12 protein-coding genes, 1 pseudogene and 1 riboswitch are annotated in these 16938 nt (G+C 37.7%); of the genes and pseudogenes, 2 read left to right on the forward strand and 11 right to left on the reverse strand.

The window, feature by feature from the left end; translation table 11 throughout:
• Positions 1-63 precede the first annotated feature (63 nt).
• The 10 genes and pseudogenes from CIL05_RS14635 to pruA all read right to left on the reverse strand — a co-directional run bounded on the left by CIL05_RS14635 (position 64) and on the right by pruA (position 10665).
• Positions 64-621, reverse strand: a complete 558-nt coding sequence (locus tag CIL05_RS14635; RefSeq protein ID WP_276245348.1) for a helix-turn-helix domain-containing protein — start codon at positions 619-621, stop codon at positions 64-66.
• A 137-nt stretch (positions 622-758) separates the two neighbouring features.
• The gene (locus CIL05_RS14640; RefSeq protein WP_095656296.1) at positions 759-1664 is read right to left on the reverse strand and encodes a hydroxymethylglutaryl-CoA lyase; all 906 of its coding nucleotides are present in this window, start codon (positions 1662-1664) and stop codon (positions 759-761) included.
• Positions 1665-2055: 391 nt separating this feature from the next.
• Positions 2056-2976: a DUF4349 domain-containing protein gene (locus CIL05_RS14645; protein WP_095656297.1), complete on the reverse strand. Its 921-nt coding sequence runs from the start codon at positions 2974-2976 to the stop codon at positions 2056-2058.
• 55 nt (positions 2977-3031) lie between these two features.
• Positions 3032-3445 carry an HIT family protein gene (locus CIL05_RS14650; protein WP_095656298.1) on the reverse strand — a complete coding sequence of 138 codons (414 nt, stop codon included), beginning with the start codon at positions 3443-3445 and terminating at the stop codon, positions 3032-3034.
• Positions 3446-3448: 3 nt separating this feature from the next.
• A pseudogene (locus tag CIL05_RS14655) lies at positions 3449-3638 on the reverse strand (GNAT family N-acetyltransferase); the annotation flags it as partial.
• 157 nt (positions 3639-3795) lie between these two features.
• Positions 3796-5172 (reverse strand): LLM class flavin-dependent oxidoreductase, encoded by a 1377-nt coding sequence (locus CIL05_RS14660; RefSeq protein ID WP_095656299.1) that lies wholly within the window; start codon positions 5170-5172, stop codon positions 3796-3798.
• A gap of 20 nt (positions 5173-5192) precedes the next feature.
• On the reverse strand, positions 5193-5744 hold the full coding sequence (gene ssuE / locus CIL05_RS14665) for an NADPH-dependent FMN reductase (protein WP_095656300.1): 552 nt from the start codon (positions 5742-5744) through the stop codon (positions 5193-5195).
• Between the two features lie 138 nt (positions 5745-5882).
• Positions 5883-5991: riboswitch (SAM riboswitch) on the reverse strand.
• A 149-nt stretch (positions 5992-6140) separates the two neighbouring features.
• Positions 6141-7625 (reverse strand): sodium/proline symporter PutP, encoded by a 1485-nt coding sequence (putP, locus tag CIL05_RS14670; protein WP_095656301.1) that lies wholly within the window; start codon positions 7623-7625, stop codon positions 6141-6143.
• A gap of 161 nt (positions 7626-7786) precedes the next feature.
• Positions 7787-8794 (reverse strand): proline dehydrogenase family protein, encoded by a 1008-nt coding sequence (locus tag CIL05_RS14675; RefSeq protein WP_095656302.1) that lies wholly within the window; start codon positions 8792-8794, stop codon positions 7787-7789.
• Positions 8795-9117: 323 nt separating this feature from the next.
• A complete protein-coding gene (pruA, locus tag CIL05_RS14680) occupies positions 9118-10665 on the reverse strand; it encodes an L-glutamate gamma-semialdehyde dehydrogenase (protein ID WP_095656303.1) in 1548 nt (515 codons plus the stop codon).
• Positions 10666-10943: 278 nt separating this feature from the next.
• Between pruA and CIL05_RS14685 the strand changes: the two genes are divergently transcribed.
• Positions 10944-12323, forward strand: a complete 1380-nt coding sequence (locus CIL05_RS14685) for a sigma-54 interaction domain-containing protein (RefSeq protein ID WP_095656304.1) — start codon at positions 10944-10946, stop codon at positions 12321-12323.
• 74 nt (positions 12324-12397) lie between these two features.
• Here the strand turns inward: CIL05_RS14685 and CIL05_RS14690 are convergent, their stop codons facing one another.
• A complete protein-coding gene (locus CIL05_RS14690; RefSeq protein WP_240510205.1) occupies positions 12398-15139 on the reverse strand; it encodes a UPF0182 family membrane protein in 2742 nt (913 codons plus the stop codon).
• A 294-nt stretch (positions 15140-15433) separates the two neighbouring features.
• Between CIL05_RS14690 and CIL05_RS14695 the strand changes: the two genes are divergently transcribed.
• Positions 15434-16912: a glycine betaine uptake BCCT transporter gene (locus CIL05_RS14695; RefSeq protein ID WP_095656306.1), complete on the forward strand. Its 1479-nt coding sequence runs from the start codon at positions 15434-15436 to the stop codon at positions 16910-16912.
• Positions 16913-16938: the final 26 nt, after the last annotated feature.

Below are 16938 nucleotides of genomic sequence, written 5' to 3' on the forward strand. Positions count from 1 at the left end.
ATTTGCTTTTAAGACTTCTACTCTGCCTTATTCTACAAGAAAATAACATGACCTATGTATTTTCTAAGTCCGGTCTATAAAACAGGTCAATACCTGTGCACCTTCATTACTTACAGGCATGAACAGATGCGGTTTTGACCCTTGAAAATATGCACTGTCCCCTGTTTCCATATAATGCTTATTGCCATCATAAACAAGATAGATTGATCCGTTAATAATATAGATAAATTCATCCTGTGTATGGGTAAAGGGTTCTGTTCGCTGATTAATATTTTTAGGTCTGACATAAACAATGGTTGGTTCGATTCCACTGTATCGGGATCTGTTGGCAAGCAGTTCATAGGAATACCCCATACTCTCGTCCCCAACTTTGGATTGTCTATTATCTTTCCTTTGCAGCACAAGTTCCTGCTCTATTTTATCATCAAGCACCCAGGATAATGGTACTTCCAGTGCCTCACTTATTTTTGATAGTGTTGCAACAGCAGAAGCGGTTTGTCCATTTTCAATTTTGGATAATAAACTCTTGGAAATCCCACATTGATCGGCAATTTGTTGTTGTGTTTTTTTTCTTCGTAGACGCATTTCTCTAATCTTTTTTCCAATACTTCCAAGCTCTATGGAAACTCATCCCTTTCCGAAAATTTCAGATACTAGTCTTTCTCATCATAAATTAGCCCCAGACTATAGTCAAGAAGTACAAAAACCGGTTCTAAAGCATCGGCATCGCCTTAGAACCGGATTAAGTTATTTTTATTTTACTGTGCGTTGGCAAAATAGGCCAATGACCTACTTGGCAGCAGCTTTCCCAGTTTCTTCTGGATAAATAAGGATGCTTCTTGAATTCGCTTTTCATTCATTCCTGTTTCAATTCCCAATCCATCCAACAGGTACAAAACATCATTTGTAGCAACATTTCCAGCTGCCCCTGGTGCATATGGACATCCACCAAGCCCCCCGACAGAACTGTCAAAGCGATGAATTCCATAATGCATGGAAGTCATGATGTTAGCAATGGCCATTCCCCTTGTGTCATGAAAGTGCAGGATAAGTTTTTCACTGGGATAGCGTGATAATAATGGTGAAAGCAGTTGTTCCACCTGTGTTGGAACCGCGGAACCAATCGTGTCACCAAGTGAAATATCATCAACACCGGATGCAAATAACTTTTCACAAACACGAATAACATCTTCCGGGTCTATTTTCCCTTCATATGGGCAATCAAATACGGTAGATACATAGCCTGTTACACGTTTTCCTTCCTGCTTCGCTTCATTAATAACCTCATCAAGTACAGGATACGTGTCTGCTATCGATTTATTAATATTCTTTTTGTTATGAGATTCACTCGCCGACATAAACACATTAGCACCATCAATCCCGGCCTCCAGTGCAAATTCCAGTCCCTTCATATTCGGAACAAGCGCAGAATACATTACGTCAGGATTTCGCTTAATTTGTTTGCCAACCTCTTTGGCATCCTTAAGTGCAGGTATCCATTTCGGGTTAACAAATGAAGAATATTCAATTTCACTAACCCCGGTTTCCGAAAGCATATTAATCCACGCTACTTTATCAGCAGTTGAAATGAACTTTTTTTCATTTTGCAATCCGTCACGAGGTGCTACTTCCTTTATTTGAACATAATTAGGCAATCGTGCCATGAGTATACCTCCCATTTTTTTAAACTGATGATCCTATAATATATGAAAAAATATGAATGCGTTTTCAAATAATCCATTTAAAAAATGGCATCTATCTTGTTTATTCCCCTTTTTGCTGTTTATTTACCATTTGATATAATATATTCACCTGAGTTTATTATAATTCAACTTTGTTGAATCAAGTATATAATAAATATTCAAACAATGTCAATGTTAGAATATTATTTTCTGATGAAGGATTTTTAATACACGAAAGAGAGGTATTGAAAAAAATGCAGGAGGAACTAATAAAGGAATCAAAAGAAAACTAAATATAATGAGTGATAATGACTGGAATGCTATTCATTATCACTCATTTTAAGATAGTCAATCCCAAAGAAAAAGGTATTATTTAATCTCCTTCACTATTTTTCTTTCTTTTCTTAAAAATCCAAAGTGAAAGTAGCCCAATCCCGGCTATAATAATAAGTATAGGTAAATTCCCAATGAAGAATACGATGACACCGGAAAATGCTGCTATCAGGAAATTAATGCTTTTTAAAAACTGCTGCTTCGTTTTTTCCCAGGTATTTAAATCATCTTCATTGATCCCTGAAAGTTTAACATTATTCTCCCGAATATTGATGGTAACCGTGGCTAGATCCGATTTGTTTTCAAGATAATTCATCCGACCTGTTATTTGTTCAATCTCTTCTTGTACTTTTGCTAAATCTTTGGAAATGGTTAATAGATCCTCCGTTTTTTCAGCTTGCTCCATAAAAGAAAACAGTCGATCCTCCACCACACGTTTCGATTTCAAACGTGATTCCAGGTCTACATATTCTTCTGTAACGTCCTCTCCGGAAATTGAACTCTCCACAACCGTACTGCTGCCTTCCTCCACCAGTCTGACAAATTCTCTAAACTCACCCTGAGGAATTCGTACAGTTATCTCTCCATTGGCGGATCCGCTTTCAGAATCTACATGCATATTCGAATCAACAATATATCCGCCATGATCTGCAGTTTGTGTCTGAATGTCACTTTCTGCCTGCTGATAATCTTTTACTTCTATATGAAGAAAAGCAGTATAAATTATTTTTCGATCGGTTTTGCTGACTTCAGCTTCTTCGGGCGATGTACTCTCTTCACTGGAATCCTGTTGCTCACTCGCAGAATCATCTGTCCCAACCGCAGACTTTTCGGCTTCCCCATCCATACTTTCCTGCACTACAACTTCATTACTGGAATCACTACTCTCTGAATCATTACTGCATGCTGTTATCATGACCCCGAGGAGGAGAAGAAGCAGTACCATTAATCTCTTTTTCATTTTGACCCCACCCTTTATTTGTCTTTTAAATATAGACGGAATTTATTGGAAAAGGTTACAGGTAAAAATGATTCCGCTTGTTTTCCTCACTCTTAAACAAATACCGGATACCCTTCCCTGACAATGGTTCATCTTTGTATCTTGGAATCACATGAAAATGAGCATGGAAAATATGCTGTCCGCCAACTGCTTCACTGTTCCAGCCAAGATTATATCCCTCAGGTTGATGTTTTTTATCCAAATAATCTTTCACATCCCGTAAAAGCTCAAAGTGACCATTCCACTCCTCACTCGTCAGGTCAAATACAGTCTCTCTATGAATCTTTGGAACGATTAATCCGGCACCTTCCAACTGGGACCCTTTGATTTCTGCTTGTTCCAACCGAAGAAACATACAAAATTCATTTTCTAAAATAACTCTCTGTCTTTTTTCAAGCTCGGGGTAACAAAAAACACAATCCTTCTTCATAAATTAAAGCTCCTTTTTAAAAACATAGCTAACCTTATCATAATCATTATCTGCTGCCCAGTTCTGAATGTATGTAAGAAGTTCTTTGCCATAGCCTTTTGAACGATAGTCTTTATCAGTAACCAGATCACACACCCAGACAAAACCGTCCATAATACAATGTTATCATTGGCTTGAACCTATATACTCTTATTTCGATTTAGAATTCTATAATTCCTGCAAAAAAATAGCACCTCTGAAAAATTCAGAAATGCCTTTTTTTACTAATTTATTATTTCTTGTCTTTATCGTATACATTTAAAAAAATGGAGTACTCTTTAAAAGCGACTCCATTTTAATAACCACCTTTTTTACTTCACTACCAATTCCTTCGTATTCTTACCCGGATGATGATCCAGTAATCGATCACCATGACCAAATAAACTGTCTCTTAGAGTAGTTCCTTCATATTCTTTTTGAACAAGGCCTCTTTCCTGTAAAATAGGAACAACATATTCAATGAAATCCTTAAATGTTCCCGGGGTGATGGCATAAGCAATATTGAAGCCATCAACTCCAGCCTCGTTTACCCACTCTTCCAATGTATCAGCAATTTGTTCCGGTGATCCAACAGCATAAGCGCTCATGCCGCCAATCCCTACGAAGTTTTTGATCTCTTCAACTGTCCACTGCTTATCTGGATCAATTTTAGTAAAACCTTCAAGTGCAGAGCGAATCGAATCATTTTCTATATAGCTGATAACCTGGTCCGGATCATACTCTGATAAATCAATTCCGGTCCAGCCCCCAAATAAAGCCAAAGCTCCTTCATGACTGATATGTTTTTTATAATCATTATATTTTTCGATAGCCTCTTCTTCCGTCTTTCCAACGATTGGTGTAAGCATTGTGAGTATTTTTAGCTCGTCTTGCGATCTACCTATTTTCTCAATATCAGCCCGCAGCCGTCTAACTGTTTCTTTTGCGACGTTGATAGTTGGCGCACCGATAAACACAAGTTCAGCATTTTTCGCAGCAAAAGTGCGACCTTTTGTTGATGCCCCTGCTTGGAATAAAACCGGTGTTCGTTGTGGAGATGGTTCAGTCAGATGTGCACCGGGAACTTTAAAATATTTCCCTTCATGATGGATATCATGCACTTTGTCCGGATCTGTGTAAATGCCATTTTCTTTATCCAGCTTAACAGCATCCTCCTCCCAGCTTTCTTCCCAGAGCTTATAGCAGACATCCAGGTATTCTGCTGCCAGGTCATAACGCTCATCATGTTTCAGTTGATCTTCCAGCCCCATATTAACTGCTGCACTTTTTAAATAAGAAGTGACAATATTCCAACCTACACGCCCTTTTGTTAGATGATCCAATGTAGAGATCCGACGGGCAAATGGATATGGGTGTTCATGTGTGACAGAGGCTGTAACACCAAACCCCAGATGCTTCGTTACTGCTGCCATTAAAGGAACTACCAATAACGGGTCATTTACCGGATACTGCGCCCCCTGCCGAACAGCTGCATCTCTTGAACCTTTGTATACATCATAAGTACCTAAAACATCGGCAATAAACACTGCGTCAAATCTTCCTTTTTCCAATAATTGAGCAAGCCGGGTCCAATATTCACTATCCTTGTATCGATGGGATTCATCATCAGGATGTGTCCATAACCCGGGGGATTGATGCCCAGCACTATTCATATCAAATGCATTCAGATAAATTCTTTTTTTAGTCAAAAGCTATTCCTCCTTGATATTTAGTAAGTTGACAAAGTTAGTGATCTCTGATTATTAACAAGTTCAATAAAATAATAAAGCTGTTTTTTGGTACGTTCTAAAATTGCATTATCAATGATCGGATTCGTTTGATATTTATCAATCTGGCTATCCAGAAAATATAACCCTTTTAAATTATGTCCCTTTAACGTTGCCAATAAGGGTTTTAGAGTATACTCCAATGCTAGTAAATGGGACATGCTTCCACCTGTCATTAAGGGAAGTACCGGAGTATGTTTTAGTACATCACGCGGTAAAACGTCAAGCAATGCTTTTAGCACACCGGAATAAGCACCTTTATATACCGGTGAGCCGACAATGACACCTTTTGCATTTTGGAGTAAATTTGCAATGTCTATAAATGCCGGACTGTCAAACCTTCCCTGGAACAGATCTTTATGCGGAACATCCTGAATAGAAATATGGGTGACCGAAAAATTCTCTTGTTTCAATAGTTTCCCCAAATACTTCAATACCTGCTCTGAGCGGGAATGTTCTGAGGGACTACCTGATAAAACTACGATTTCACTCACATAATCATCCTTCCATTTTCTTTATTTCGCATAACGCTTCAAGCCTTTTACGAAACTAATCTATACTGAAATACTGCTTCAGAAATATTAAAAACCCCCTTTTCTGTTTGAGAAAAGAGGGTTGCATTTACATTTCCGCTCTTATCTCCCAAGAATCACTCTTGGTTGGAATTAGCACCTTTCTGACAGCAGTCAGAGGTTGCTGAAGCTTCACAGGGCCAAATCCCTCAGCTTCTCTTGATAAGAATATTTAATTATTACCGTATATTGTATTCTAATTAATCCGATAAATCAAGTATGAATTTAATTTTAACTAAAAATAAACCTTCTTCATTCATCTAAAAAGAAGTCAACCCATATTTGGACTGACCTCTCGTGTAAGTTAACCATATCACCTTATTTATTTTCGTTTTCAACGATCTTAAGTGTTTCGTCAAATTCACGATCCACTTCAGCATTTGGTTTATATGTCATCAGACTGACAACAACTGTGATAATCAGGTTTAATGCGAAACCTGGAACAATCTCATACAATACCCCGGATAGTGCTGTGTTGCCCCAGACAAATACAGTTATTGCCCCTACTACCATACCGGATAGTGCACCAATACCTGTAATTTTCCTCCAGTAAATGGATAGTAAAATAATCGGTCCAAATGATGCACCAAATCCTGCCCAGGCAAATGCAACTAATCCAAGGATGGTATCATTTTGCTGCCATGCGAAGATCATTGCAACAATGGAGACAACCAATACCGCAATCCGCCCTAATGTAACATATCTTTCTTCAGTTGCTTTTGCATTAAATAAATCCTTATAAATATCCTCCACCAATGCGGAAGAAGTAACAAGCAATTGTGAGGATATTGTACTCATAATCGCTGCAAGTACCGCTGCAAGCAGAATTCCAGCTATGAAAGGATGGAAAATAACCTGACCCAAATCAATAAAGATTGCTTCCGGATCTGTCAGAGAAGCACTTGGATTTTGTTGGAAATAAGCAATCCCGATTAATGCTGTAAATGTTGCACCGATAAGACTCAGTATCATCCAGCCAATCCCAATTCGTCTTGCTGATTTAGTTTCCTTAACTGACTTAATCGCCATAAAACGTACAATAATATGTGGCTGACCAAAATAACCAAGACCCCAGGCCAGGTTGGAAATAACACCCGCAGCTGTCGCAGTAGCGAATAAGCTGAGCATATTTGGATCCACCTGACGAATAGATTCAAACGTTTCAGCAGGGCCACCTGTGAGAAAGATACCAAATGTTGGTATAAGAATCAGTGCTAAGAACATAATCAGACCTTGTACAAAGTCTGTATAGCTAACTGCTAGAAAACCTCCAAAAAGCGTATATGCAATAACAACCGCAGAACAGATTAACAAACCTGTATGATAGTTAAGTCCGAAAGAGCTCTCGAAGAATATACCACCTGCAACCATTCCGGAAGAAACATAGAATGTGAAATATACTAAAATGATAACACCAGATACGATCCTTAGTATTCTTGAGTTTTCCTTCAGTCTGTTGTCCAAAAAGCTCGGTATCGTAATCGAATCATTAGACACTTGCGTATATGCACGAAGACGTGGTGCAACAAATAACCAGTTTAAGTAAGCACCGACAGTTAACCCAATAGCAATCCATACTTCCACAAGTCCCGATAAGTAAATTGCACCAGGAAGCCCCATTAAGAGCCAACCTGACATGTCCGATGCCCCTGCACTTAACGCTGTAACTGCAGGACCAAGTGAGCGTCCGCCAAGCATATAATCTGACAAGTTACTTGTTCGTTTATATGCATACCACCCAATCAATAACATCCCAATCATGTAAATAATAATGGATATAAGCTGATAAATATCTCCCGACATACTAACACCCCTTTAAAGTAATTTTTTTACCCCTTGTTTAAAAACTGTGAATCTTCTGAAATCTAAAATTATAAAAAACCTCTGTTTCTTTTCATCTATATTATAGGGATAGGAAGGAAATATGTCTTTGTTTTTCATTTCTATCCCTTTATGATAACTTATTAACTTTTCTTCTTTTTATTACATATACTTAACAATCCAATTGCTGAAATTGCAAGTGCACCAACTGCGATTGGTCTTTTCTTAAGTTTATTTTCTTTTGTATAAAGGACATCCTTAAGAATCAGATTCATATTTTGCGGCCGTTCAGCCAGTCTGCGCATAAAATAGCCAAACCAGTCATCTCCAAAAGGAATATACGTACAGAAATTGTACCCTTCCTCTTTCAGGCTATAATGCATCTCTGTTCGAAAACCATACAGCATCTGAAATTCAAAATTATCTCTGCTGATTTTATTTCCCTCGATAAATTGCTTCAGTTCATTGATAATATGATGGTCATGTGTAGCAATGGAAGTAAACGTATCCTTAAGCAGGCGCTTTTTCGCCATTTCAATAAAATTACGATCAATATCGTCTTTGGACTGATAGGCTACAGCTTCACTTTCTTTATAAGCACCCTTAACCAAACGAATTCTGACATCTTTTAGTTGTTCAAGATCTTCCGCTACACGATAAAGATAGGACTGAATAACTGTACCAACATTACTGTATTCTTTTAGAACTGTATGGAGTACATCCAGCGTTTTTTCATAATGAATATATTTTTCCATATCAATATTAATGAAAATATCATATTCAGACGCTTTGTCCAGAATCTCTTTCATATTTTCAATACAAAATTCTATGTCGATATCAAGACCAAGCTGCGTTAATTTTAACGAAATATGACAATCCAGATTTTCATGATGGATTATGTCCAGAATCTGGATAATATCATCTTTTGCCATGGTAGCTTCTGATTTATCTGCTACAAATTCACCAAGGTTATCAAGTGTTGCACTGATACCCTCCTGGTTCAGCTCTTTCACAATTTCTGTAACGCTTTCAATATTCGTACCGGCAACAAACTTTTCAGCACCCAGTCGAAATCCCCATTTTTTTGCATGTTTATTTAAGATTTTATTATTTGATAAACCGATGAAGAAATCTCTTGTAAGATTGGCCATGTTAATAGCTCCTTTAACTATGTGTTTTATACAGTTTATCGTCTGTCTCTAAAAACACATTCACTGTTTTATTAATAGAGGATGTTCAAAAAGTCCGGCAAAAATGACACATCGAATTTCTTCGTTGGCTTGCTATTCCGCTGCTCACGTATTAACTGCATACGTTCCGCTCCTTGGAAAAGAAAATCACTTTTCCTGCGTGCAAGATCGTCTGCTCATAGCTGCGCCGCCTCGAACTTCTCGGTCCTTTTTATCCTCCTTTTTGAACACGCATTAATAGATAATCTGCGGCAGGCTAAATAACTGCCGCAAATTAATACAAACTAGAACATTTCAGATACTGTTTTAGCTTCAAGGAAATGTTGCAAATAATCCGGTCCGCCGGCTTTAGAATCCGTACCTGACATTTTAAATCCTCCAAATGGATGATAACCAACTATTGCAGCAGTACATCCACGGTTGAAATAAAGGTTGCCGACATGGAAGTCATATCTTGCGCGGTTCAAATGTTCACGATTATTTGAAATAACTGCACCTGTTAAACCATATTCCGTATTATTGGCAATCTCCAGTAATTCGTCAAAATCAGCAGCTTTAGCAAACGCAACAACCGGCCCGAATATTTCCTCCTGCATGATTCTCGCTTTTGGATCTAAATCTTTAAAGATGGTTGGATAAACAAAATAACCATTTGAATCATCGGTTTCTCCACCGTAGGCAAGTTCCCCTTCATCTTTTCCGATTTCAATATAATCTTTGATCTTATCAAATTGTTTTTGGTTAACAACAGCAGCCATATAAACATTTTCTTCAGATGGGTTTCCTACTGTTAGTTCTTTCGTTAGTTTAATAGATTTCTCCAGCACTTCATCATAAACATCCTGATGAATAATTGCTCTTGAACAAGCAGAACATTTCTGACCGGAGAAACCGAATGCAGAATTTACAATGGCATCTGCTGCAAGATCAAGATCTGCATCCTTATCCACAATGATTGTGTCTTTACCACCCATTTCTGCTACGACACGCTTAAGAAATTGCTGGCCCTCCTGGACTTTTGCTGCACGTTCCATAATACGTGTTCCAGTTGCACGTGAACCTGTAAAGTTGATAAAGTGTGTATCCTTATGATCAACAAGATAATCACCAATTTCAGCAGGGTCACCAGGAACAAAATTCAGTACTCCTTTAGGTAATCCTGCTTCTTCAAATACCTCCATCAGCTTATAGGCAATAACTGGTGTGTTCTCCGATGGCTTTAGGAGCACAGGGTTTCCAGCTACGATTGGTGCAGCTACTGTTCCACATACAATTGCAAATGCGAAGTTCCATGGTGGAATTGTTACACCAGGACCCATTGGCTGATAAAAATAGGAATTATGCTCATTTGGACGATCATTTAATGCTTTTCCTTTACCAAGTTCCACCATCTGGCGAGCATAGTATTCAAGGAAATCTATCCCTTCTGCCGTATCACCATCTGCCTGATCCCACGGTTTACCTGCATCATATACGAGCCATGCAGAAAACTCATGCTTACGGCGGCGTACAATTGCGGCAGCTCTGTGAAGAACATCCACACGTTCTTTTGCTGTCCATTCTCTCCATGTTTTAAATGCTGTCAATGCAGCGTCCATCGCCTGATCCACATGTTCTTTTGTTGCTTTAGATACTTTCCCTACTATCTGATCTTTACTGGAAGGGTTATTAGATACAAGTTTGTCATCTGTATAGATTTTTTCACCATTGATAACCAGTGGATATTCCTTGCCTAATTCGCCCTTCACCAGGTTTAAGGCAGCTTCAAAATCTGCACTATTTTTTTCGTCTGTAAAATCTGTAAACGGTTCATGTTTGAAAGGTAAAACCAAATTAAAAACCTCCTGTATTTTATTACTTCTTGAAAAATGAAAAAGTTTATAATATAGTTCCTTTATTCACTTCACTCATTATATAGCAAAATACATGCCAACTTTTCCCGATACATTTACTTTTCAATGTAAACGCTTACTGTTGAAGGGTTAAAAAAATTATTATATACAAATTATTACTCATTCCTTGTAAAAATTAGTATGATTTGTTTACACAATTGTAAATAAATTGTACAATTATGTAAATAGTCACTTTACAATTAAATGAGGTGAATCCAATGTCCCGTGACATATTGTCATATTTAAATACGGTCCTTGCCGCAGAAGATGATGCGATAACTATTATTAATAATAATAAGGAAGTCCTTTTTTGGAATGAGGCCAGTGTAAAAACATACAATATAAGTCAGTCAGATATTGCCTATCAAAAAATCACAAATTACTTTAACAGTGATGATTTAATGGTTTTAGAAGTATTGGAAACGAAGAAACCTGTAAACAACATCTATCATCGACCACGCAAAGATAAACATGTAGTAATAAATGCTGCCCCTGTATTTAATGAGGAGAATCAAATCATTGGAGCAGTATCTGTCGAAAGAGATATCACTCAAATTGTAAAACTGAATGATAATCTTGAAACAACCTCTGCCGAATTGAATGAATTAAGGCAAAAGATATATGCAAATGAATCAGAGACGCCCTTTTCGGCAATACGAGGAAAAAGCCATCAGTTACAAAAGACCATACAAATTGCACTTAAAGCTGCAAAAACAGAAGCAACTACATTAATTCTTGGTGAAAGTGGGACAGGCAAAGAAATTTGCGCAAGAGCGATCCATGACGCAAGTCCCCGAAAAGACGACCCTTTTATACCAGTAAACTGTGGAGCAATTCCGGCTCCTTTATTCGAAAGTGAACTTTTCGGATATGAGGGTGGATCATTCACAGGTGCAGATAGAAACGGAAAAGCAGGAAAGATTGAAATGGCTGATGGTGGTACTTTGTTTTTGGACGAAGTCGGTGAACTCCCTTTGGAAATGCAGGTTAAGCTGCTCCGTGTTCTACAGGAGAAAAGCATTTACCGAATTGGTGATTCTACAGGGAGAGATGTTAATGTACGTTTTATCGCTGCTACCAATCAAAATCTTGAACAGCTTATGGAAGAAAAGAAATTCAGATCGGATTTATTTTATCGGTTAAATGTTATTCAAGTAACGATGCCACCATTAAGACAGCGAATTGATGATATTCATGAACTGACAGACCTATTTCTTAAACAATTTGCTGCCAAATACCAGGTACCAATTCCAGAATTTAAACAGGATGCATTTCATTTGCTGCTTCAGTACAACTGGCCGGGTAATGTCAGGGAATTACGAAATTTAATGGAACGAATTATTATACTTTCTGAAAAGCCTATACTCAGCAAGCGGGATCTTTTAACTTATTTTCCAAGTGTTTCCGAAGATCTGAGTACATCGGAAGGTGTAAAAAAACCATCATTATCAAATGAAAAAGAAAATATAGAAAAACAACTAATCGAGGAAACGCTTAAACAAACAAATGGAAATAAATCTGATGCAGCCCGAAGGTTAGGTATTTCCAGGGTAACAATCTATAGCAAAATGAAAAAGTATGGAATTGAAAACCAGTAGGCTGCAACAATCTGATTTTGTTTTTTTTACCATAAAAAGTGCTCCGCAAAAACGGAGCACTTTTTCTAATTTACTTATTCAACTTCATTCAAACGACTTTCTATCTCTGCCATAACCTTTCCAGCTTCTTCCCAATTTCCTTCTGACAAAGCTTGCTGATATTCATCGAACATGCCGGATAACTCTGTGAGAATTTCCTCTGAACCTGAAATTGTCTCTTCAGGCTCATCAGATTCATCGGTTTCACCTGTCTCTTCAGCCGATTCTTCATCTGCCTTACGCTCGGGATCAATTAGATTAAGCATTTTATCCAGAGCGAGATCAAATGTTTCTTCCATGACAATATGATCATTATAAGCAAGTACAATCTGTTTTACTTCAGGCAGTGATGTTTCATTGGAGGATTCTATATATATCGGTTCCGCATACATAACCGTATCCTCTATCGGTATCGCCAGCAAATTACCACGAATAACCTCAGATCCACCTTGTGACCACAGATTCAGCTGTTGAGAAATTGTACTGTCCTGGTTAATCCTGTTCTCAATTTGCTGTGTTCCATAAATGTTTTTTTGTTTTGGAAAACGATGTACAAACATTTCACCATAATTTTCTCCGTCATTTCGCACACCCATCCATGCGATCATATTTTGCCTGTTCTTCGGTGTGTACGGAATCATTAAAATAAATTCTTCTTCATCGTATTCAGGTAGTTTCATTGTAATGTAGTACGGTTCTACCTCAATATCCTCATTGAAATATTTTTCCGTTGGGAACTGCCAGAAATCTTCTCTGTTATAAAATATCTCCAGATTTGACATGTGGTATGTTCCATACATGGAAGCTTGAATCTTAAACAGCATTTCAGGATATCGGAAATGACTTTGCACATCTTCCGGTATTTCTTCTGTAAATAAATCCGGGAACATATTCTGATATGTTTGTAATAGCGGATCTTCTGGATTTGCTATATAAAAATTCACTTCCCCGGTATATGCATCAATAACGACTTTAACCGAATTCCGGATATAATTTTCTTCGCCCCGATGTGCTTCAGCATATGGATATTGTTCTGCTGTTAAGTAAGCATCAATAATCCATGCCAGACTTCCATCATCTCTGACAAACACATATGGATCCTCATCATATTGGAAAAATGGAGCGATTCTATTTACCCGATCCATTATATTACGTGTTTCAAGCAGCTGACTTTCTTCTGTTACCTGATCAGAGACAAACATTCGAAAAGAACCCTCGTTAAAGGCAAACAGGAGTCGATTAATTCCTGTCAGAGGTATTCCTGAATCTGCTTCAAAACGATTAGATACGTTTTCGTCACCTGATGGATAGTCAAATTCATCTACTTCACTATTAACAATAACATTCCCGTAAGCCTCTTCCCCAAAATAAATCTGAGGACGATTTAATTCAAATACACCTTCGGGTGGAACATTTTTCATCATATATTCTGGTTGTCCCTGACTTGTCACCTGATTAACATGACTCATGGCTATACCATATCCATGTGTATATCTCAGGGTTTGGTTAACCCATGTTTTAGCCTGTGATGGGAGTCCATCTGTATTTAATTCTCTGGCTCCAATAAACACTTGCTCATATTCCCCATCAATTTCGTATCGATCAATATCCATATCATTAAATTGATAATACGTACGGAATGTCTGCAACTGGTTGTATACTTCCAGTAAAGGCCTTGAATCATTGATCCGTATGTTATCAATCGTTAAATCGTTCCGCTCTATCATTTCCTCATCCAGTGTATAATTCCCTGGATGTTCCAGCTCTTCAATATTATCCAGATCATAAGCAGCCCTTGTAAAGTTAAGATTATGTTCCAAATACGGCTTCTCTTTGGAAAATTCATTTGGTGAAACGATGAAGTTTTGTACTCCAGCAGATGTCAACTGTCCTGCAATAACTAGTACAACATACGCAATGACAGGAATTGCCATCGAATTTATTTTTCCACGGTTCAAAGCGATAATCATCCAAACAGTACCGATAATAGCCACCGCTGCAAGAATGTAAGAGACCGGAATATTGATCAATTTATCCGTATAGCTCAATCCGTGAACGACGCTTTCCTGGAATATATTCACCTGATTTGTCAACAACGTTTCATATGGTGAAAGTAAATGGAGACATGCTAAAAGCAAGCCAATGAATCCCAATGTGACACCCATATGAAGCTGAGCTGAACGGCTCATTCGGTACATATTAAAAACCGAATATGCTCCAATTTCCAAAACAAGGAAGAATATACTTAGCCCAAGCAGCAAATAAACGATGAATTTTACAAATGGAAGGATAAATATATAAAATGAAATATCCATGTTAAAGTATGGATCTGCTTCTCCAAAAGAAGCATGGTTCATTAGCTTCAACAATGGTTCCCAGCCAATACCTTGTACAATTGAACTGCCAATCGCACCTATGAAAATTGCAACCCCAAGCATGATTGCTCTGCTTGTTTTACGACTCTCGATAATTGGTGGCAGCTGATTATTATGAAAATGCCCAATGTAAGACTTTCGAATCCAGGTAAGGGTAACATATGTAAGCACTAGAAACAGGAAAAAACCTATCGCTCCTAACAGTACTTTACTTCCCAAAATAGTCATATATACTTTCTCAAACCCCAGAGACCCCATCCATATATAATCAGTGATCCAATTAAAAGAGAGTAAGAATAGAATACCCAGGACTACGATGACCCCCAGAATAATCCCGGCAATCTTACCAATTTTCTTTAATTTTTGAATTTGTTTCGCACTTAAATTTACGTTGGAATCCAACAATTAACCTCCTCTTTATTCTATTAATATCTATATCTATCATAGCAGATATATGGAATATTATCTTTCTATTTGTATACGGATTAAAGGGGGGTGAAGTTTCATAATTTAGGAAGTTGCTGTTTACCTTCATGGCTGAATGATGATCGCTCCTGGGCAGATATATGCAACCCAAAATGAATATTCAAACTCCCAGACAAGTATTCCCACCATTTCTACCTAGTAAATTGCTTTGTTTATCGAAGTTTGGTAATGTATTTAAGGTAATAATGTCAAAATTTTTTAGGGGGTTTTATGAAGAAAGTTTCAAAGGTATTTTACATCACACTTGTATTAGTAGCAATAGCGGTTACATTTGGTGCAGCATTTCCTGCGCAATTTGAAACAATAACCGGAAATATTAAATCATTTGTTGCAACATCATTTGGGTGGTATTACATGCTGCTTATGTCTGCCATGGTCATATTCTCAATTATCATTGCAGTAAGTCCTTATGGGAAAATACGTCTTGGAAAGGATCATGAACGTCCAGACTTTTCAACACCCTCATGGATTGCCATGTTGTTTTCGGCAGGAATGGGAATCGGGCTGGTATTCTACGGTGCAGCTGAACCACTATTCCATTATGCTTTTGATTCACCAATAGCTGAAGTTGGATCAGGAGCAGCATTCAAAGATGGATTATCCTATTCCTATTTTCACTGGGGGATTCATGTTTGGGCAATGTATGGAATCACTGCACTTTCATTAGCATATTTCCAATTTCGTAAAGATGAACCAGCATTAGTTTCTTCAACACTGAAGCCATTGTTTGGTGATAAAATGAATGGACCGCTTGGTGTTCTCATCGATGTACTTGCTGTTTTTGCAACTGTATTCGGTGTGGCAACATCTCTCGGCTTTGGTGCTGTGCAAATTAATGGAGGATTATCCCATTTATTCGGTATTGAAGTAGGCTTCACATCACAATTTGTAATTATTGCTGTCGTAACATTGCTTTTCCTCCTATCCGCATGGTCAGGACTGAGCAAGGGAATCAAGTATTTATCCAATACGAATATGGTGCTTGCGGTAATACTATTAATTGTTGTAATCATTGTCGGACCAACATTACTGATTTTAAATATGTTCACAGAGACATTTGGTTTGTACTTGCAGAATTTATTGGAAATGAGTTTTCGTACCGCACCACTTGAAGGAGATAATCGCTCTTGGCTTGATGGCTGGACGATATTTTATTGGGCATGGTGGATTTCCTGGGCACCATTTGTTGGGATGTTCATTGCACGGATATCACGCGGAAGAACAATTCGCCAATTTATAACAGGTGTAATTGTTATACCAACTCTATTCATTTCCATTTGGTTTGCCGCATTCGGTTCAACAGCAGGAGATATTCAAAATAGTGGTACAGTAGATCTTACACAATTTTCTACGGAACTAGTGTTATTTAACATGTTTGACCATGTTCCATTATCACTTTTCCTATCTATTGTTGCAATATTACTTATTGCTTCATTCTTTATTACATCTGCTGACTCAGCCACATTCGTTTTAGGTATGCAGACAACAAAAGGCTCACTAACACCACCAACAACTGTAAAAATTGTTTGGGGCTTGGCACAATCCGCCGTAGCACTGATACTATTGTATGTCGGTGGCTTAACAGCAATTCAGAATACGATCATTGTTGCTGCACTGCCATTCTCCTTTGTCATGATTTTTATGATAATTGGATTGTTCAAAGCATTAAGTGAAGAAAAAAACAAATAAGATTTTGGGTTATGAGATTCATAGAT

The sequence above is a fragment of the Virgibacillus profundi genome, assembly GCF_002287375.1.
GTDB classification, from domain to species: Bacteria; Bacillota; Bacilli; order Bacillales; family Amphibacillaceae; genus Virgibacillus_K; species Virgibacillus_K profundi.

Coding starts and splice junctions, on each gene's coding strand:
- CIL05_RS14640 (WP_095656296.1), bottom strand. CDS start 1,664: ATGGCACGATTGCCTAATTATGTTCAAATAAAGGAAGTAGCACCTCGT.
- CIL05_RS14645 (WP_095656297.1), bottom strand. CDS start 2,976: ATGAAAAAGAGATTAATGGTACTGCTTCTTCTCCTCCTCGGGGTCATG.
- CIL05_RS14650 (WP_095656298.1), bottom strand. CDS start 3,445: ATGAAGAAGGATTGTGTTTTTTGTTACCCCGAGCTTGAAAAAAGACAG.
- putP (WP_095656301.1), bottom strand. CDS start 7,625: ATGTCGGGAGATATTTATCAGCTTATATCCATTATTATTTACATGATT.
- CIL05_RS14675 (WP_095656302.1), bottom strand. CDS start 8,794: ATGGCCAATCTTACAAGAGATTTCTTCATCGGTTTATCAAATAATAAA.
- CIL05_RS14685 (WP_095656304.1), top strand. CDS start 10,944: ATGTCCCGTGACATATTGTCATATTTAAATACGGTCCTTGCCGCAGAA.
- CIL05_RS14695 (WP_095656306.1), top strand. CDS start 15,434: ATGAAGAAAGTTTCAAAGGTATTTTACATCACACTTGTATTAGTAGCA.